The organism is Neptunomonas sp. XY-337 (assembly GCF_004959845.1).
Classification (GTDB): Bacteria; Pseudomonadota; Gammaproteobacteria; order Pseudomonadales; family Balneatricaceae; genus Neptunomonas; species Neptunomonas marina.
In genome coordinates this window covers 175165-194323 of the sequence record NZ_SPLL01000005.1, presented here as the reverse complement: position 1 = coordinate 194323, position 19159 = coordinate 175165, and the positions used below count along the sequence as shown (strand labels likewise).

General features: G+C 51.7%; 14 protein-coding genes. 7 read left to right on the top strand and 7 right to left on the bottom strand.

All coding sequences use genetic code 11. The features are described 5' to 3' along the window. Window positions 1-5: 5 nt before the first annotated feature. The 3 genes from recC to recD are packed head-to-tail and all read left to right on the top strand — an operon-like array spanning window position 6 to window position 8565. Window positions 6-3239 carry an exodeoxyribonuclease V subunit gamma gene (recC, locus tag E4L36_RS12700; protein WP_136680917.1) on the top strand — a complete coding sequence of 1078 codons (3234 nt, stop codon included), beginning with the start codon at window positions 6-8 and terminating at the stop codon, window positions 3237-3239. After that, window positions 3236-6745 (top strand): exodeoxyribonuclease V subunit beta, encoded by a 3510-nt coding sequence (gene recB, locus E4L36_RS12695; RefSeq protein WP_136680916.1) that lies wholly within the window; start codon window positions 3236-3238, stop codon window positions 6743-6745. Before recC ends, recB begins: the two co-directional genes overlap by 4 nt. After that, complete coding sequence (gene recD, locus E4L36_RS12690) at window positions 6745-8565, top strand: exodeoxyribonuclease V subunit alpha (RefSeq protein ID WP_136680915.1); 1821 nt, start codon at window positions 6745-6747, stop codon at window positions 8563-8565. The genes recB and recD overlap by 1 nt, the downstream gene beginning before the upstream one ends. Window positions 8566-8602: 37 nt before the next feature. On the opposite strand, the gene E4L36_RS18085 is transcribed toward recD, so the two are convergent. Then, window positions 8603-8731 carry a hypothetical protein gene (locus tag E4L36_RS18085; protein WP_276317489.1) on the bottom strand — a complete coding sequence of 43 codons (129 nt, stop codon included), beginning with the start codon at window positions 8729-8731 and terminating at the stop codon, window positions 8603-8605. 41 nt (window positions 8732-8772) lie between these two features. After that, window positions 8773-9015 carry a GrxA family glutaredoxin gene (locus tag E4L36_RS12685; protein ID WP_127692429.1) on the bottom strand — a complete coding sequence of 81 codons (243 nt, stop codon included), beginning with the start codon at window positions 9013-9015 and terminating at the stop codon, window positions 8773-8775. Between the two features lie 519 nt (window positions 9016-9534). Between E4L36_RS12685 and mqo the strand changes: the two genes are divergently transcribed. Continuing rightward, window positions 9535-11034 (top strand): malate dehydrogenase (quinone), encoded by a 1500-nt coding sequence (mqo, locus tag E4L36_RS12680; RefSeq protein ID WP_276606071.1) that lies wholly within the window; start codon window positions 9535-9537, stop codon window positions 11032-11034. Window positions 11035-11121: 87 nt separating this feature from the next. After that, on the top strand, window positions 11122-11673 hold the full coding sequence (locus tag E4L36_RS12675) for a nucleoside deaminase (RefSeq protein WP_169051541.1): 552 nt from the start codon (window positions 11122-11124) through the stop codon (window positions 11671-11673). A 43-nt stretch (window positions 11674-11716) separates the two neighbouring features. Here E4L36_RS12675 and E4L36_RS12670 read toward each other — a convergent pair whose 3' ends face one another. Beyond that, the gene (locus E4L36_RS12670) at window positions 11717-12289 is read right to left on the bottom strand and encodes a TIGR04211 family SH3 domain-containing protein (RefSeq protein ID WP_127692432.1); all 573 of its coding nucleotides are present in this window, start codon (window positions 12287-12289) and stop codon (window positions 11717-11719) included. A gap of 199 nt (window positions 12290-12488) precedes the next feature. Here E4L36_RS12670 and E4L36_RS12665 point away from each other — a divergent pair, with 199 nt between their 5' ends. Then, the gene (locus E4L36_RS12665; protein ID WP_206064550.1) at window positions 12489-13328 is read left to right on the top strand and encodes a mechanosensitive ion channel domain-containing protein; all 840 of its coding nucleotides are present in this window, start codon (window positions 12489-12491) and stop codon (window positions 13326-13328) included. Window positions 13329-13365: 37 nt separating this feature from the next. Here the strand turns inward: E4L36_RS12665 and E4L36_RS12660 are convergent, their stop codons facing one another. The 4 genes from E4L36_RS12660 to E4L36_RS12645 all read right to left on the bottom strand — a co-directional run bounded on the left by E4L36_RS12660 (window position 13366) and on the right by E4L36_RS12645 (window position 18268). After that, window positions 13366-15576, bottom strand: a complete 2211-nt coding sequence (locus tag E4L36_RS12660) for a sodium:solute symporter (protein WP_136680912.1) — start codon at window positions 15574-15576, stop codon at window positions 13366-13368. A 55-nt stretch (window positions 15577-15631) separates the two neighbouring features. Further along, window positions 15632-15904 (bottom strand): membrane protein insertion efficiency factor YidD, encoded by a 273-nt coding sequence (gene yidD / locus E4L36_RS12655; protein ID WP_240770722.1) that lies wholly within the window; start codon window positions 15902-15904, stop codon window positions 15632-15634. Between the two features lie 2 nt (window positions 15905-15906). Further along, window positions 15907-16758: a diguanylate cyclase gene (locus E4L36_RS12650; RefSeq protein WP_136680911.1), complete on the bottom strand. Its 852-nt coding sequence runs from the start codon at window positions 16756-16758 to the stop codon at window positions 15907-15909. Between the two features lie 109 nt (window positions 16759-16867). Continuing rightward, window positions 16868-18268 carry a PhoH family protein gene (locus E4L36_RS12645; protein ID WP_136680910.1) on the bottom strand — a complete coding sequence of 467 codons (1401 nt, stop codon included), beginning with the start codon at window positions 18266-18268 and terminating at the stop codon, window positions 16868-16870. Between the two features lie 107 nt (window positions 18269-18375). On the opposite strand from E4L36_RS12645, the gene cobB reads away from it, so the two are divergent. Beyond that, on the top strand, window positions 18376-19092 hold the full coding sequence (gene cobB / locus E4L36_RS12640; RefSeq protein WP_136680909.1) for a Sir2 family NAD+-dependent deacetylase: 717 nt from the start codon (window positions 18376-18378) through the stop codon (window positions 19090-19092). The last annotated feature ends 67 nt before the right edge of the window (window positions 19093-19159 follow it).

Here is a 19159-nt window from a genome sequence, read left to right as displayed (position 1 = left end):
CCTAAATGCTACGCATCTACTACGCAAACTCCCTCGAAACACTGCGCGATGTGCTTGTCGAAATGGTGCATCGCGAGCCGCTCAGCGATCCATTCGCGAGTGAGCAAATTTTGGTTCAAAGCCCCGGTATGGCTCAGTGGCTCAAGCTGGAGCTGGCGGAGCGCATGGGCATCGCTGCCAACATCGAATTTCCATTACCGGCTAGCTTTTTATGGCAAGTGTTTGTGGATGTGCTGGATGAGGTGCCGGAGCGCTCGGTATATAACAAAGCAGCCATGACATGGGTGTTGATGCGCCAGCTTCCCGAACTACTCGAGAAAGCGCACTTCGCTGTGCTGCGCTGTTACTGTAGCGAAGACAGCGATCCGCTGCGCCTATATCAGCTCTGCGCCTGTATCGCTGACCTGTTTGACCAGTATCTCGTTTATCGTCCCGACTGGATTGCGGCGTGGGAAGCGGGAGAAAATAGCCCCGCAGCCAATACCGAACACGCGTGGCAACCCATTCTATGGCGCCGTATTGTGGCCGATGTTACTGAGCGTGGCTTACCCCATTGGCATCGTGCCAATATGTATGAAACCTTTTTTCAGGCGCTAACCAAAGCTGACCGGCTGAACAGCTTGCCATCGCGTGTGTTTGTCTTTGGTATCTCTGCACTACCGGAGAACTACGTTGAGGCGTTGGCCGGACTGGGTGAAAAGGTGGATGTGCACCTAATGATTGCAAACCCCTGCCGCCACTACTGGGGAGATATTGTTGATCCAAAATATCTTGCTCGGCTAAACCGAGAGTGGCTTACCAAACATCAAGGTGAAGCGCAGAGTTACCACCACGTGGGGCATCCGATTCTCGCGTCCATGGGGAAACTAGGCCGTGATTACCTCCACATTGTGCAGCAGCTCGAAAAGCCAGAAGTTGGCCTGTTTTCAGAGCCGTGCTACGACAACCTGCTCCATGCGGTGCAGTCTGATATTTTAGACCTGCAAGATAGCGCAGCGGCAGACACCACCAGCGCCTTTCGCTATCGTCCGGATGACAAGAGCATCCAGCTGCATGCAACCCATAGCCCTTTGCGCGAAATTGAGGTGCTGCAGGACCAATTATTGGCGATGTTTGCCGAAGACCCCGCACTTAAACCCCGCGACATTATTGTTATGATGCCAGATGTTGCCAGCTATGCGCCCTATATTGATGCGGTGTTTGGTAATGCAGAGCCAGAGCACTTCCTGCCTTACTCCATATCGGACCGATCCGCTGATCAAGAGATCCCGCTGATCAACAGCTTCTTGCAGCTGTTGAACTTGCAAAAGAGCCGCTTCACCGCCCCGCAGATTATCGAGTTGTTAGAGTTACCGGCGACGCAGCGAGCTTACGGTATCTCGCCCGAGAGCTTTGAAGATATTCGCCACTGGGTGGCGGAATCGGGCATTAGCTGGGGATTAGATGCCGATATGCGTGCCGAGGTTAGCGATATCTCCTTTGCTGAGAACAGCTGGGCGTTTGGTTTAGATAGGCTCTTTGGTGGTTACGCACTCGGGGATGTAGATCTATGGCAGGATACCGCACCCTATGCGGGTGTCAGCGGTTTATCGTCGGTGGCGCTTGGCCAGCTTGCTGCCTTCATCAGCGACCTAAAGCACTACCGTCAGGTGTTCACTGGCGAGCGCAGCTTAGCGCAATGGATCAGTGAAATTCAGCAGCTGACCCAAACGGCTTATCAGCCAGATGATCACGACCATGAGGCGCTTGCGTTGATCAATCAAGCGCTAGAAAACCTGCAAACAACCTTTGCGGAGGCGGCCTTTGAGCAGCCTCTGGCAGCGGATATTTTACGCGCTCATTTAGCTGAATCACTGAGCGCACAGCGTGCATCGCAGCGTTTCCTTTCGGGGCAGATCAACTTTTGCACCTTGATGCCGATGCGGGCGATCCCGTTCCGTGTCGTCTGCCTTGTTGGTATGAACGATGGCGCATATCCGCGTAGCTTACCGCCGCTAGGTTTTGACTTAATGGCCAACCATCCACGCAAAGGCGATCGCTCAAGACGTGACGATGATCGCTACCTCTTTTTAGAAGCCCTATTGTCTGCCAAAGAGACGCTCTACTTAAGCTATGTGGGGCGTTCGATCGCGGATAACACGCCGCGCATCCCCTCAGTATTGGTGAGCGAACTACTTGAATATTGTGAGCAAGCTTACGGTATAGCGGAGCAAGGCGAGAGCCTGCAGGCTTTGTTGCAAGTCGATCATCCACTCACCGCCTACAGTGAGCGCTACTTTGATGGTTCAGATGCGCGCTTGTTTAGCTACAACGGGCGCTGGTTACCAACAGCACAGCCGCTAGTAGCAGACGCTAAGCCGACATCCGAGCCATTGGGCGATGAGCCCATCATGTTAGATATCGAGAGCGTGGTGCGATTTTTCCGAAGCCCTGCAAAGTACTACTTTGAGCAGCACCTACAAGTGTACTTTCCCGAGCAGGAGGAGGCGCTGCCGGAAGAGGAGCCGTTTGCTGTTTCGAACCTAGCGTTGTTTGCTCTGCGTGAGCGCCTGCTAGACGATGCACTCAAAGGCGAGTCTGCTGAGCGGATAAGCCAGCAACTGCGTGCTGAAGGGATCTTGCCCGTTGGCCCTGCCGGTGAGTTAGTCCTTACACGGGAGTTGGAGCAGATGGCTGTGCTGAAAGACAAGATGCAAGCTTTTCTTGTGGGTGAGCCCTCAAAACAAGCGATAGATCTGCGCTTTGAGTGCTTTGGCCAGAACGTGCAACTGCAAGGCTGGCTGCGCGATATCTATGCAACGACACGCCTAGAATACCGCGCTTCCAAAAGCCGCGATCATCATCGTTTTGGGCTATGGATTCGCCATTTGGCAATGAACGCCATGGGGCTTGAGCGCGATTCTACCTACCGAGGTATCGATAAGTGTTTTGCTTATCAACCGGTACCGCCATCTGAGGCATACCAGACATTGGCACAGCTGATTGAGTTTATGCTCCGTCATCGGGGTAAAGCGACGAGTTGGCAGCCGAAAGCCGCATGGCCACTGCTCACGGGCTATCAGCATGACCCAGAAGAGGCGGGTAAACGTGGCGAAAAAGCCTTTCTTGAAGCACAAGAATATGACCCGTATCTAACCCGCTTAGCGTATCGCTGGGAGGTGATTGAGCCGCTTATGGTTGAGCAGACCGAGGCGCTGTTTGGATCTTTGTTGCGTTACCGCAAGGAGGATGAAAAATGAGCGCACAGCTATTAGATCCGGTTAGCTTGCCCATTCAGGGGCGCTGCTTAATCGAGGCCAGTGCTGGCACCGGTAAAACCTTCACGTTGGCGGCGCTCTATCTGCGTCTGTTGCTTGGTATGGGTAACGACCCACAGCAACGTCGCCCGCTCGGGGTGGAAGAGATTCTGGTGGTAACCTTCACAGAAGCGGCCACACAAGAGTTGCGTGACCGTATCCGCGTACGTATCCGCGAGGCTCGGCGAGCCTTTTTAGATGGCAGTAGTGATGACCCGTTGCTGCAACGTTTGGTGGCCGACAACAGCGATCATGTACAAAGCGCTAAGCTACTAGAGATAGCGGGCGCTGCGATGGACCAAGCTGCGATCTTCACAATCCATGGCTTTTGCCAACGCATGCTGCGCCAACACGCGTTCGAGAGCGGCGCGATGTTTAGCCAAACCCTAACCACAGATGATGAGCCGCTCGTGCGTCAGGCGTTGCTGGATTTCTGGCGCACTACCGTGTACCCGTTACCCAAGGCCTTGGCTGACGCGGTTTTAGCGGAGTTTGCATCGCCCGATGCGTTATTAAGTGAGGTGCGCAGCTATCTGGGTTTGCCACTGCTAACTCAAACGCCTGATTACGCTGAGTTCGACTTAGCCGCTGCATGGGCGGCGCAAGACTCCGCCCTGCAAGCGCTACGTGATGCATGGCCAAGTGCTGCCGGTGAGCTGGCGCAGATCATTGCCGACTCTGATATCAACAAGCGCTCCTACAGCAAAGGTAACGTCCCCAAATGGGTGGACAAAGTAAGCGATATGCTGGCCGGCGTGATCAGCATGAAAGAGGGGCGTGAGCCGCTGTCACGCTTCTCAACCATCATGCTGCACGAGAAAACCACGAAAGGTGCTGTGCCACAACATGCGATCTTCGTGCTGGTGGATGCCTATTTTGCAGCCGATGTGCCGATCAAAGCGGCTATTACCTCCAAAGCTCTCGCTCAAGTGCGTATACGTTTAGCCCGCGCTAAACAGGAGCAGCAGCTACTCGCATTTGACGATCTGCTGACCCAATTAGCGGGAGCGCTGCAAAAAGCGCAGGGGAGCCAACTTGCAGACGCGATCCGCCACCAATACCCCATCGGGCTGATCGATGAGTTCCAAGATACCGACCCGTTGCAGTATCAGATCTTTAGCCGTATCTATCGTGCGGACAGCCACGATGAAACAGCTCCCGCGTTACTGATGATCGGCGATCCCAAGCAGTCTATTTATGCTTTTCGTGGCGCCGATATATTCACCTACATGCAGGCTAAGCAGGAGGTGGATGCACACTACACACTAGAGACAAACTGGCGCTCGGGTGAAAGTATGGTGGCAGCCGCCAATACGCTCTTCAGCCATCACCCCGAGGCCTTTATCTACGCTGAGCAAATTCCTTTCTCCCCTGTTGCGTCGGCACCCAATGCGGGAGCTAAAACGCTGCAGTTTGATAGCACCCCGCAACCGGCATTGCAGCTTTGGTTGGCTCCAGAGCGGCTCAATAAGACGGAATACCTAGCGCAGTTCTCACAGTTAACGGCGCAGCAGATCAAGGCGTTGCTCACCGATCAGCGCTTTCAACTGAAAGGGCGCGCAGTTGAGCCTGCTGATATTGCGGTTTTAGTCAGGGATCGCAACGAAGCGGCAGCGGTGCAGCAAGCGCTGGATGAGCAGGGCGTCGCTTCGGTGTTTATGTCCAACCGCAATAGCGTGTTCACCACACCGGAAGCACGCGAGCTTTACTACATCTTAGAGGCGGTGGCAGAGCCTACTGATGAGCGTTTATTGCGCACAGCGATTGCGACATCAGTCTTTCAGCTCTCGGTGGGTCAACTGGAAGCGCTGTTTCAGGATGAGTTAGCGTGGGAAGCGCTGGTGCTAGAGTTTCGCGAGCTGAAGCAGGTCTGGCAGCGGCTTGGCGTGCTGGCGATGTTGCATCAACTGCTGGTTACACGCGAGCTAACCGGCGGTTTTCTGGCATCGGCCAGTGGCGAACGCCGGTTAACCGATCTGCTACACCTAGGTGAATTACTGCAGCAAGCCAGCCAACAAGTGGAAGGGCTGAGCGGAATTTTGCGGTGGTTATCTGAGCACCTGACATCGCCAAACCACAATGCACAAGAGCAACAGTTACGCCTAGAAAGTGATCGCTCTCGGGTGCAGGTGATCACTATTCATAAATCGAAGGGGCTGGAGTACAACCTTGTTTTTCTGCCCTTCGCAACGCTCTATCGCGCCAGTGATCGAGCGCTATATCACGATGAGCACGGTAACACGGTGCTTAATTTGGCGGCTGATGACGAAGCCCTCGCCAAAGCGGATCGCGAGCGCCTCGCGGAAGACTTGCGTTTATTGTACGTTGCGGTCACGCGTGCCGTTTACGGTTGCTATCTTGGGGTGGCTGATTGGGGGAGTAAGCGTATTAGCAAGGTGGCCGGCAGTGCGCTGGGCTATCTGTTAGATGCTGATGGCGATACGTTGGCCGAGCGTTTACATGCATTTGTTGAGCAAACAGCAGCCGTGGATTTTGCTGCCATCGAGTTTGATAGCGTCGTGCCTATGGAAACCGGTGATCTGCTGGCCGCATGTGATGCGCCGCCATTAAGTGCACGAGGCTTCGCCGGTGAGATTGAGCGGGAGTGGCGCGTCACCAGCTACTCTGCGTTGAGCCGTGGCCATCAAACGATCACCGCAGAACCTGTGTTAGTTGATGCGCTGGATCTGGAGGTTGCTGAAGAGGCTGATACACCGCAGCATGATGACATACCCGATATTATGCACTTCCCCCGCGGCGCCGTCGCTGGGACTTTTCTGCACACGCTGTTTGAAGAGATCGACTTCAAGAACACCGATGACGCGCTTTTAGCCGACGTCATTGAAAAACAACTTTTGCTGGCAGGTTTTGATGAACACTGGCAGCCGGTGTTGATCGATTTTATGCGCCGTGTGCTCAGCACCGAACTATCGCAGGCAGGTTGTGCACTGGCTGATATCGGCCCTACAGAGCGTTGTGTGGAGATGGAGTTCTTTATCCCTTTTGCAGCGCTAAGTGCAGCGCCTGTTAATGCGCTGTTGCAGCAGTACGATCCGCTCGCTCAAAGTGCGGGTGAGCTGCGTTTTGAACAGGTGCGCGGTATGTTGAAGGGCTTTATCGATCTGACCTTTCGCTTTGACGGGCGCTACTACGTGCTGGACTATAAATCCAACCACCTAGGCGATACGGTGGAAGACTATAGCCAGTCAGCTATGGCAGATGCGATGTGTGATCACCGCTATGATTTTCAATATGTGCTCTACACGCTGGCGCTTCACCGCCTACTCAAACTGCGCTTGCCCGGCTACGACTACGACCGCGATATTGGCGGTGTTTACTATCTCTTCTTACGCGGCATGGCGCCGGGCAGTGACCATGGTATCTACTACACCAAGCCCGAGCGTGCTCTTATCGAGCAGCTGGATCATCTGCTGCAGGAGGGTGTGTGATGCAGCTATTACAACGTCTATATGAGCTGGATCTGTTACGTGATATCGATCTACAGTTTGCTCGGTGGTTGGGCCAGCGCTTCGAGGCTTCACATACACTACTCACCCTAGCGGCGGTTGTTAGTCAGCAATCGGGCGAGGGGCACGCCTGCTTGCGCTTACAACAGCTCCCCAACTTGATCGCGAGCTGGCCGGATGAGCTGCATAGCGAAGCCAAGCTGTGGTATGCGCAACTTGATGCGGCCTTGGATACTCATCAGCTTCTGCTTGGCCGTGGTGCAGAGCCAACGCCGTTGGTGCTTGAGCGTAATCGTGTTTATCTTTACCGGCTTTGGCACGCGGAAAAACAGGTTGCTGAGGCCCTATTGGCACGTGCCCAAGCCCGCGCCGCCCGTGACTTGCCAAGCTTTGGCGCTGTGCTTGATCAACTATTTATAGGTGTTACCGAGCAACCTGATTGGCAGCGGGTCGCTGTGGTGACGGCGGTTGCGCGGCGTTTAGCGGTGATTAGTGGTGGGCCGGGAACGGGTAAAACCACAACGGTGACCCGCATGTTGGCGATGTACTTACAACAGACTTTGAGCGCCGACCAGCAAGCGCGCCCGCATATTCTGCTTGCCGCCCCAACAGGTAAAGCTGCTGCTCGGTTATCGGAGTCGATTGCGGGAGCTAAAGCCCAGCTACCAGTGGCGGAACATATCAAGCAGCTTATCCCAGAGCAGGGGATAACCTTGCACCGCTTACTTGGAGCAAGGCCACGAAGTGTGCGTTATCGATACAATCGTGATAACCCGCTTCAGGTTGACCTACTGGTGGTGGACGAGGCCTCCATGATCGATCTGCCACTGATGGCCGCGTTACTTGAAGCGCTGCCAGCACATGCTCGTTTGGTATTGATTGGTGATAAGCAGCAGCTTGCCTCAGTAGAAGCCGGCAGTGTACTGGGTGACTTGTGCGCGATGCCAAGTGCAGCCGTGCCGACAGAAGTGATGCAAGAGCTGCTTTCTGTAACGTGTGGGCTACCAGTTACTGAAGGAGACACGCGTGTACTGGCTGATAGCGTAGCGTTTTTGCGCAAAAGCTACCGCTTCGCCGGAGATAGTGGTATTGGGGAGCTAGCCAGCGCAGTAAATATGGGTAGTGTGAAGCAAACGCAGGCGGTGTTACGTCGCGGTTTTGATGACCTTAACTGGATAGAAGCGCTAACGGCAGATAACCAACATCTCGTGCAGCACATGGCCCAAAAGTATAGCCACTACTTGAGCTGCTTTAAGCAAACGATTAGCCCAGACGAGGCGCATGCTGCGTTTGCCAAGTTCCAGTTGTTGTGTGGGTTGCGCAAAGGAGTCTTTGGTGTTGATGCACTGAATGAAGCCTTCGAAAACTACCTAGAGCGGCGGGGTTTAAAGGCCGCTGATAACCGCTGGTATGAAGGGCGTCCTGTCATTATTACGCGTAACGATGCCGCATTGCAGCTGTATAACGGCGATATCGGGATCACGTTGTTCGACACCGAGCAGCAACAGCTGCGAGTGTACTTTGAGCAAGGCGGAGAGATGCGATCCTACTCAACCAGCCGCGTTCCTCAACATGAGACGGTTTTCGCGATGACAGTGCATAAAAGCCAAGGCTCAGAGTTTAAGGAGATTACGCTTGTGCTAACGGATAGCGCTCGGGTGATGAGCCGGGAACTTGTGTACACGGGCATTACACGAGCAAAACAGCACTGTAATCTGTACGGAAAAAAAGCGGTGATGTTAGCGGCGGTTGATCAGCCCACGGTGAGAATGAGCGGGCTAGCAGAACGGCTGTGGGGGTGAAGCCTCACAGCCGCTGGTGGTGCATCACAGGGAGACGCTAGCGGCGACGCTTCTCATCTTCCACTTTGATGCGGATCGGTTTTAGCTGATTGTTGCTCCGTTCGAGTGTTGTTTTACCCAAGTAAGCGATGGTGGCAATCAGTAGAAGTGCGGCCAGTATCGTCATAAGCGACTCCTGTTTTATTGGCTATAATCTAACTCTAGTCTTTATAGACCCTGTTCAGCAACTTTTTGTTCAAAGTCTGTAAACCCTCCTACGTATTCCTGACCAATAAAGATCTGTGGAACCGTTTCAACAGGGCGGCCGATCGTTTTTTCTAGGTCGGCTTTGCTGATGCCTTCCGCATAGATATCGATGTAGCGGTACTCGAGTGATTTAATCTCACATAGCTCTTTTGCGCGTGTGCAAAATCCACAACCTGGTCGGCCAAAAATTGTAACTCGTTGCATGGGTATCTCCTCATCTATTTCCTATATGAAACCGTAAAATCGACAAGAAATCTAATCAGTTGTAGCTATCTGAGTTATTGGGATTGGCTATCGTATTAGCTATCCACAGAAGGTGTGGATAAGTTTGTAGATATCCATTCTGAAACCGCTGTGAGTGGCATTATCTCTAGGTTTTGCAAAAACGACGAAAATTTAAGCTATTTTAACCACTTAGTGCAGTTACTGAGAGCAAAATCGCTTGCTGCATTTGCGAGATATACTACGAATTGCTCAGGATCATCTAGCTAATTAGCCAAGACTTTTGGAGAATAATCCGTATAATTCTGCGCAAAAAGCCCCGCGTGGATGTCAGTACTGTCACATTCATGTGCATAAAAACAGAATACGAAAATAGCTGGGCGACATCAGCGGTAAAAAGCGGAACCAAAAGTTTCGTTGCAGTGCGGAATAACCTGTAAAAAAGCAGGGCTTTTAGACTGACCGCGGTGATTTTCGAACCCCACAACCACGTATCAAACGGTGAGTAACGAGATGACGGCAAAAACGGCAGATGTATTGTTAGTTGGGGCCGGTGCAATGAGCACCACCCTGGGTATGCTGCTCAAGCAGTTAGACCCCTCCATTAACATTGTGATGGTTGAGCGTTTGGACCATGTTGCAAGCGAAAGCACCGACGGGTGGAATAACGCGGGCACGGGCCATGCTGCATATTGCGAACTGAACTACACGCCAAAACAGGCCGATGGTTCTGTGAATGCAACTAAGGCGTATGCGATCAATGCTGCGTTTGAGGTGAGCTTACAGTTTTGGTCGTCACTGGTTAAAAAGGATGTTCTTCCTGAGCCACGTGCTTTCATCAACCCAACCCCCCATATGAGCTTCGTCTGGGGCGAAGAGAACGTTGAGTTCTTGCGTACACGCTACGAAACACTTAGCCAGTCTGCGCAGTTTGCTGATATGGAGTACAGCGAGGATCCTGACGTTCTACGTGAGTGGATGCCACTCATACTGGAAAACCGCGACCCAATGCAGAAGGTTGCGGGTACACGCGTTCGATACGGCTCTGATGTTGATTTCGGCTCTTTGGCTCGCTCTATGTGTGAGCATCTTAGCGATCAGGAGAACTTTGAGCTTAAGCTAAGCTCAACGGTTAAAGACTTACAAAAGCGTGATGATGGCACGTGGGATGTTGTTGTCTGTAATGACAAATCCGGTGAAAACGAAACCGTTAACGCCCGCTTTGTATTCTTGGGTGCTGGTGGCGGTGCCCTGCCATTACTGCAACTCTCAGGTATCCCAGAGGGTGATGGCTATGGCGGCTTCCCAGTTAGTGGCCAGTGGCTAGTTTGTAAGAAGAAAGAGATCGTTGAGAAGCACTTGGCGAAGGTCTATGGTCAAGCACCAATCGGTGCTCCGCCGATGTCGGTTCCTCACCTGGACACGCGTATCATTAATGGTGAGAAGGCGTTGCTGTTTGGTCCGTTTGCAGGCTTCACAACGAAGTTCCTTAAGCAGGGTTCGGTTATGGACCTACCGAAGAGTGTGCGTGCCAACAACCTTAAGTCTATGCTCTCTGTCGGCATGAACAATATGGACCTGACGCGTTACTTGATCAGTGAAGTGATGCAATCCCACGAAGCACGTGTTGATTCGCTCCGCAACTTCTACCCAGATGCGCAAAATGATGATTGGGAACTGGCTTACGCTGGCCAGCGTGTGCAGATCATCAAGAAAGACGAAGAGAAGGGCGGTAAGCTCGAATTTGGTACTGAGGTGATTCGCAGCTCAGACGGCTCTCTAGCAGCGTTGTTAGGTGCTTCTCCGGGTGCATCGACAGCGGTGAATACGATGGTAAGCATTATTGAAAACTGTTTTGCTGATGAGTTGGCTAACCAAGGTTGGGATAAGAAGCTTAAAGAGCTGATCCCTTCATACGGTGAGTCGCTGGTGGGTAATCCTGAACTACTCAAAGAGGTACGTGAGTTTACGCTCTCGACTCTGCAGCTTGATGAAGCTTAGCCTTTAACGACATGATAAAAACCGCCCTTGCAGGGCGGTTTTTTTTTGTGGCAAATATATAGCGAAGCGAAACAAGAGAGAATGCGTATGAACATTGATGATCTGCGGGTGCAGCTCGCGATAGCTCAGACTGAGCATGCTGCAAGTGGGTTGCGTTGGGCGCTGCGCTGTTGTGAGCTTGCGTTAGCAGCGCTCGAGGCTGGCAACTATGGTGTAGGTGCCGTGCTCCTCGATGAGGATCAAAACATACTACTAGAGTCGAGCAATGCGGTGTTTAGCCCCAGCTTTAACTCTGCTGCCCATGCAGAGATGCAACTGCTCGCATCATTAGATCAAGAAGTGGCTCCTGTTTGTCCGCGAGAGCAGATGACATTGGTGGTTTCACTGGAGCCGTGTCCGATGTGCTTTTGCCGTATCATCTCAGCAGGTATCGGACGGGTAATCTATCTTGCGCCTGACAGCAGCGGCGGAATGGCGTCACACCAAGATAAGCTTCCGCCTGCATGGCGTAACCTCGCAACACTGACGCGGGTAACGCAATTTCATGGCGATGCGAGGCTGAGTGAGTTGGCAGCTGGGTTTGCTAACGTGAACAGATCGGGATTGCGGGAGAAACTGCTCAAGGCAATGGGAAGGTAGGCGGGAGACTACCTGAGTAACCCACCTATCAGTATTGCATCGTTTAGAACCAGTCGTCTCGGCGTTTCTTCTTCTTCGGCAGCAGCGGAATGAGCAAGCCAAGAATAACGCCACCGAGTGCCACAAGGCCGCCGTGCGTAAACCAGCGCATGAGGTTGCTTTCGTCCATGCCTTCGATCTGGCGATTGAGGCCTTTTATCTCTGCGTTTAGCTTATCGAGTTGTTCGGTATAGGTACTGTTTTCAGCTTTGTAAGTATCCAGTTCAGCAGCGAGTTGCTCGATCTCTTCGCCTTGCTCAGTGACCATCGCTTCGCTCTTTTGCAGTGCCGTTTCTAGCTTTGGTACTTTGATCTGCATACTGTCGCCGCTAGCAACATTATTGCCGTCAGCCCAGCCTACTTTTCCTGATGCTGTGCGGATCTGGACAAACTTACCATCGGGGCTTTTCTTTAGGATAGTGATCGGAGAGCCGCTACGTACACGCCCTGTAATACGAAATTTATTACTCGGGCCGCCATGAATAAATACAAATACATCATCAGCGATATGGCCCTTTTCGGCAAAAGCGGGCTGGAATGCGATCAAAAGCGCAGTCGTTAAAATCAATTTTTTCATTCTTGTGGGGAGTCCTCTATCTATCTGACGGAGCATTTTACGGATTCTAGCTAGCAGGGCTAGTGAAATGCGGCCGATAAAGGGTTCTGATGGCCATTGGACTGTTAAGTTCCTGTGCTTTTTCATCGAGGGCTTGCTTCGACTGGTCGCAGCAGCTTAAGCTTTCGTTAATTTTTTAATACAAAAGGAGTGTAACTGAATGGAGAAGTGGTTTGATCCTACGATGATTCAGTCTCTACAAGAGGAATATATTATTCCTTGGGGCGTTAATCTTGTAACAGCGTTGCTGGTCTTTGTCGTCGGCCGTCTGGTAATCAGCGTCATTATGGCGCTATTCAAGCGTGTACTGGGGCGCACGCGTATGGATCAGATGCTAGTCGATTTTCTGGCATCGATTGTCTCTGCGTTGTTACTACTGTTTGTCATTGTGGCATCGCTTGACCAGTTGGGAGTCGATACTTCCTCGCTAATCGCTATTGTGGGTGCTGCTGGTTTGGCGATTGGTTTGTCCTTACAAGATTCACTGAAAAACTTTGCCGCAGGCGTGATGTTGATTGTTTTTCGCCCCTTTCGTGCAGGTGACTTTGTTGAGGCTGCGGGGGTTTCGGGCATCGTTGAGAATATAACGGTTTTTAATACCGTGATGCGCACAGGTGATAACCGTGAGGTTATTGTGCCAAACGGGGCTATTTACTCTGGAGTGATTACTAACTATTCGAAGCGAGCTACACGTCGTGTTGATCTTGTTTTCGGTATTGGTTATGAGTCTGATTTGCGGGAAGCGAAGCGCATTCTCTTAGAGATCGTTGCTGCCGATGAGCGTGTCTTACCTGAGCCGGAGCCTGTTGTGGCAGTCTCGGAGTTAGCGGATAGCAGCGTGAACTTCATTGTGCGCCCGTGGGTTAAATCGGAAGATTACTGGAACGTACTTTGGGATATGAATGAGACGGTGAAGCTGCGTTTTGATGAGGCAGGTATCAGCATTCCATTCCCACAAATGGATGTGCATGTCCACAAAACAGAAACTCCAAGTAGTTAAAGTGAGAATGAGCGCCATGGCAACATTGGCTGTGGCGCTACTCCTCTCGTTGGGCGAGCAGTTTCTGCTTCATATCTTCAAGCACTAAGAGTAAATCTTTGTTATCCCGCTCTTTGCGTTGTGCCTCCATACGGTACTTGAAGATATCGTGGTCGCGCTTTTCGAGTTTTTCTTCCAGCCGTGCGAGGCGGGTTAAGTACTCTTGGTTTTTAAGTTCGAGCTTGTTGATCGATGATTGTAGCTCCCCGATTAAGCCGTGCTGTTCAAGTGCGCTGGTGTCGGTGGTTAGCATGCTGCCCGCAGTACTGCTCGGGCCGCCTTTAAGCTCGCTAACGATATGGCTATATAGCGCTTTGAGATCGCTTGATTCGCGGGTGGAGTAGCGAATATTTTGCTCCATTGCGCGGTGTGCGCTCGCCGCGCCAATGGAACCGGCCAATATGTGCTCGACCATACGGTGAAACTCCATCAACTCGATAATAGTGATGTGAGTTTTGCCAGCAACTTGCAGATCTTCACAAATAGTGAAGATCGCATCACGGGACTTATCATCAGACAGATACTGCGCCAGCAGGTGCTGGGATTCCTCGAGTTTTGCGCTCAGTGGAATGTAGGAGTCCAAGCCAGTGGGGCGCGCTTTTGCAGGCTTCCTGACGGGGGTCAGCACACTCATAAACTCGGTGGTGAACGTGCGCTCGTCCTTGTGTGGTTGATAGATCAACGAACCGACGATGTAAAATATCAGGTTGAAGCTCAAGCTCCAGATCACGCTATGAGCGATTGGGTGGAATCCATCAAGACCAAAAAGTGCCTCTGGCCGCAGCAGCTCAATTCCCCATGGGCCAGCCAGCAAAATATTTGGATCTAGCCAACCGTTCTTGATAAAAGTGGGGATCGCAAGGGTGTATACCCAGATGCCGAAGCCCGCTAGCAAACCTGCGAATGCTCCCGCGCTGTTACCCCTAGGCCAAAAAAGACCACCAAATACCGCAGGTGCAAACTGCAAGACCGCCACGAATGAGAGAAGTCCTATCGCGACAAGAATATAGGAATCACTGAGCTCATGCTCGAACCAGTAAGCACTGGCCAGTATCAGGGCAACTAGTGCCCAACGCATCTGCAGCAGATAAGGACGGAGTCCTTGTGCCTTGCTAAACCGTTCTATCGTAGGCAACACCCAGTGGTTGGATACCATGGTTGCTAGCGTCACCGTTGTTACGATAATCATCGCTGTTGATGCGGAAAACCCACCGATAAACACCAGCATGGTGAGCGCTGACTGGCCTGCCTCCTGCGGCAGCAATAGCGCAAAATAGTCTGCTTGATGGTCGGAGAAGTCGCCCAGTAGACCTGCGGCGGCGATAGGTATCACAAACAGATTGATCGCTATCATATACAGCGGGAAGACCCACATGGCCGTTTTAATATGGTGTTGATCGGTATTTTCGACCACGCTCATATGGAATTGACGTGGTAGCAGGTAGATACCAGAGAAGCTCAGAATGATCAGCGTAACCCACATGGAAAAGCTATGCTCTGTTGCTGATGCACTGGTTAGGTGAGTGAGCTCAGCCTCTGCGATGCGGGCATTGAGATCACCGATACCGTCATACAGCCCGTACAGCACAAAGAGCCCAACAGAGAATACCGCGACAATCTTCACCATACTCTCCACCACCATGACCACTACCATACCTTGGTGCCGCTCGGTGGGGTCGAGGCGCTTCGCCCCAAATAGAATCGTAAATAGTGTCATAAGTAGTGTGACTAGTAACCCACTGTAGGACCATTGGTCAGAGCTTCGTTGGGTAATTATCTCAAACGAACTAATGAATGCTTTTAGCTGCAGGGCGATATAGGGGAGCAAACCGGTGAGCGCAATCAGGGTCACTAGGCCCGCGATCTTTTGTGAGCGCCGATATCGCGTGGAGAGAAAATCAGCAACACTGGTGATCCGAAAAACCTCTTTAGCGATGACCATCTTGCGCAAGATGACCCACCAGAGCGCTATACCAATCAATGCGCCAACGTAGATACCAAGAAAAAGCAGCCCAGAGGTGCTGGCAAAGCCAACACTGCCGTAAAATGTCCAAGAGGTATGATAGATAGCGAGCGAGAGGGCATAGATCCAAGGGCTTTTGAAAGTCTCGCCGGTTGCGGCAACGCGCCGCTCAACCAGCTGCGCGATGCCAAAAAGGCAAGCCATGTAGATCAGGATGGTCGATACAACAACAAGCGGTGAGAACATACGCCTTACTCCACTTCGTCTGCACTAGCTGAGATGTGCGCGTTGTATCTGTGAGCTAGTGCTTCTTAACCTGTTCGCTTGGCGATGGTTCGCAGCCACATTTTGGTGGCACAGGGTCTATTCCACCATCACTCCAAGGGTGACACCGGCCAATTCGCTTGAGACCGAGCCAAGTGCCTTTAAAGATACCGTGTGTCTCAATCGCTTCAATCATATAGTGCGAGCAGCTTGGGTAGAAGCGACAGTTATTCCCAAGCAAAGGGCTAATGAGCAGTTGGTAGCCGCGTACGAGCCCTGTCAGTAGTGTTTTTATCAGTTTCTCAAGCACTGTTAAGAACCATGCATCTTATGTTCGCGCTCATATTCTTCCTGCTCGGCACGTAGTAAAAGGTCGTCAAAGAGCTGATCTGTCTCGGCTTGAAACTCAGCAGCGCCAGTGGCAATTTTGATCGGGATGGTGCTGTCTGCGATACGCACTTTGCGCTGGCCTAATGCGTTAAGAATACGCTTTTCTACCAAACTGGTTTGCTCTAACGTCGCATCAATTAGGCAAACCACAAAGCTCTTGTTATCTAAACGCGCAACATAATCAGATTCACGCAGCTGCTCTTGCAGAGTGCGCGCAACACAGATCAACGCATGGTCGCCCATGACGTAACCGTAAGTTTGATTAATATCGCGAATGTTGGCGATGCTAACGATCAAGATTGAGTAGGGCGTGCGGTAGCGTTTCACTCGTGCAACATCTTGCGAACCCATCGTGAAGAGTTGGCGACGATTAAAAAGGCCCGTTAGCGTGTCGTGGGTGGCTTGGTCTTTGAGGCTTTTCTCCATCTCGACAAGATCGGAGACATCTTGGAAGAAAAGGGCAATATGGCTGTCGATAGGTGAAAAGGTAACCCGGTAGTGATGTAAACCATCGCCGCTGACCAAACTTAAGCGGTGTGTGCTGGCTTCTGCTGACAGTTGAGCATCCTCTGTGAAGGCCTCTAGCGCTTCCACCACGTCACTGCTTTGATTGAGTTGGCGCAGCGCCATATTGAGCAAGTCATCACGTTGGGTGTGAAATAGCTGAACGGCGGCCTCGTTGGCGTAGTGAATATGGTACTGCGCATCGACTGCAATAGCAGCAGTAGGGCTGCCTTCAAGCAGCGTATCTAACGAGAGAGTTTCATCAACCATAACATTTCCCTAACGGCATTGAATCTGTGCGTACATCATACGATGTAAACAGGTGTTTAGAAACTCGCCCTTGGCCGTATTAAGGCGAGTTTCGCTTCCTTTTAGTCGATCACAGATGCTGTTCAGCATACTCGGCAAGACGTGATCGGAATATACCTTCGAAGTGCACGTTAACGGCGCCTTCATAGCCTTTAAAGCGCTCGACGATATAGGTCAAACCCGACGTTAACGGTGTTAGGTAATTGGAATCGATCTGCGCTAAGTTACCTAGGCAGATCATCTTTGTTCCTTTACCTGAACGCGTCAGGATAGTTTTTAGTTGAGAGGGCGTTAGGTTTTGTGCCTCATCAATAATCACAATAGCGTCTTGGATGCTGCGACCGCGAATGAAGTTTAAGGACTTAAACTGAATGTTGGCCTTCTCAATGGCATATTTCACGCTGCTTTGTGGACGGTCATCGTTCTCATGCATCGCCTCAAGGTTATCGTGTATTGCGCTCATCCAAGGCGTCATCTTCTCCTCTTCGGTGCCCGGCAGAAAGCCGATATCTTCTGCAACCGGTGGTGTTGAGCGGGTCACGATGATCTTACTGAAGATCCCTTTTTCGATAACGAGTTCAAGTGCACAGGCCAATGCGATTAGTGTTTTACCAGAGCCTGCGGCGCCGTTAAGAATGGCTAGATCCAATGTTGGATCAAGCAGAGCCTGCATGGCAAAAGCCTGGTAGATATTGATCGGCTGAATACCCCAGCATGACTGCTGCATAAGTTTATCGTAGCCAAGGTCTCGTAGGATGAGTGTCTCGCCGTCGATATCGGCAACGCGTGCTGCGAAGTCTTTGGAGTCGTCGTAGATATACTGGCCATTATACGCGTTGGGTAGAAGGTCATGTGCCACTTTATGGAAGGTGCGCCCGCCCTCTTGGTGGCTCTCGACATCGTCCACTTGCTCCCAAAACATGCCATCAAGATGAGTATGGCCTGCTGGTAGCAGGTCGATATCAGCCACTAACTGGTCGGTACGATAGTCCTCTACCTTTTCAAGGCCAGCCCCCAGTGCTTTGAGGCGCATATTGATATCTTTGGTCACCAGAATGACTTGGCGGTCTGTTTCAAGCGACTGCAGGTGTAACGCGCAATTGATAATCAGGTTATCTTTGTTGCGGTTGTTGGGTAGTGACTCTTTGGTAGCTTGCAGTTCATGGTCTGGGAAGATGCTGAGCTTGCCTAGCTTCGTGCTGTGGCTTTGGGTCTGGTCTTCTCCTGGCAGAAAAATGGGTACGCCCCGTTTTATCTGAGCCGGTGAGTGAGCTTTGGAGAGTATTTCGTCGATCGCCCGGATGGCAAAGCGGGCCTCTTGAGCCACATTCTTCTTGCGATCTTTGATATCGTCGAGCTCCTCCAGAACAGTCATGGGGATGGTGACATCCTGCTCTTTAAACTCGTAGAGACAGCGGGGATCATGGATTAGTACGTTGGTGTCGAGAATGTACAGCTTTGTAGCACTCATGAGCGTTATCCTTTGCAGCCATGGGTAGCGGTGCAAAATCATATGACTTTGCCCTCTTCATGATAGTCTATGACAGATGACGGAAAAGCGACATTAAGGAGTCAGATGTGGAGTATCGTTCAATAGTGGTGCTGACCGGTGCGGGTATTTCTGCGGAATCAGGTATTCGAACGTTCCGCGCGAGCGATGGTTTATGGGAGAACCATCCCATTGAAGAGGTTGCCACACCTGAAGGCTTTGCGGCAGATCCAACGTTAGTACATCGCTTTTACAATGCTCGCCGAGCGCAGCTGCAGGATACGGCGGTCGTTCCCAATGCCGCACACTTAGCCTTGGCTGAGCTAGAGCAGCACTTTGCCGGAGAGTTTCTCTTGGTCACTCAAAATGTCGATAACCTCCATGAGCGCGCTGGCAGCCATGCTCTGCGCCATATGCACGGAGAGTTATTGCGCTTGCGTTGCAATGAATCGGGGTACACCTTTGATCACCATGGCGATAGCTCTGAAAACGAATCGTGCGTTTGTTGCGGTTTGAAAGGCACTTTGCGCCCAGATATCGTGTGGTTTGGTGAGATGCCAATGTTTATGGACGAGATTTATACCGCATTGAGTCATTGCGATCTTTTTCTATCGATCGGGACATCGGGGCATGTTTATCCCGCCGCGGGGTTTGTCGAGGTCGCCAATGAAACGGGTGCACACACGGTTGAGATCAACCTTGAGCCGAGCCAAAAGCAATCGCACTTTAAAGAGCATATTTATGGCTTGGCGAGTGAGTGTGTGCCTGCGTTTGTGAACTCACTAATAGCCGCTGGCCGCCAGTAGTGTTGTGGACGTCGTGCTGTTGTTTTTTGAGTCACGCTTTTAATTACATTTTTAGTTGTGTTGAATC

Coding starts and splice junctions, on each gene's coding strand:
- E4L36_RS12650 (WP_136680911.1), bottom strand. CDS start 16,758: ATGGTTGATGAAACTCTCTCGTTAGATACGCTGCTTGAAGGCAGCCCT.
- E4L36_RS12675 (WP_169051541.1), top strand. CDS start 11,122: ATGAACATTGATGATCTGCGGGTGCAGCTCGCGATAGCTCAGACTGAG.
- recC (WP_136680917.1), top strand. CDS start 6: ATGCTACGCATCTACTACGCAAACTCCCTCGAAACACTGCGCGATGTG.
- E4L36_RS18085 (WP_276317489.1), bottom strand. CDS start 8,731: ATGACGATACTGGCCGCACTTCTACTGATTGCCACCATCGCTTACTTG.
- E4L36_RS12670 (WP_127692432.1), bottom strand. CDS start 12,289: ATGAAAAAATTGATTTTAACGACTGCGCTTTTGATCGCATTCCAGCCC.
- recB (WP_136680916.1), top strand. CDS start 3,236: ATGAGCGCACAGCTATTAGATCCGGTTAGCTTGCCCATTCAGGGGCGC.
- recD (WP_136680915.1), top strand. CDS start 6,745: ATGCAGCTATTACAACGTCTATATGAGCTGGATCTGTTACGTGATATC.
- E4L36_RS12685 (WP_127692429.1), bottom strand. CDS start 9,015: ATGCAACGAGTTACAATTTTTGGCCGACCAGGTTGTGGATTTTGCACA.
- E4L36_RS12645 (WP_136680910.1), bottom strand. CDS start 18,268: ATGAGTGCTACAAAGCTGTACATTCTCGACACCAACGTACTAATCCAT.
- E4L36_RS12660 (WP_136680912.1), bottom strand. CDS start 15,576: ATGTTCTCACCGCTTGTTGTTGTATCGACCATCCTGATCTACATGGCT.
- E4L36_RS12665 (WP_206064550.1), top strand. CDS start 12,489: ATGGAGAAGTGGTTTGATCCTACGATGATTCAGTCTCTACAAGAGGAA.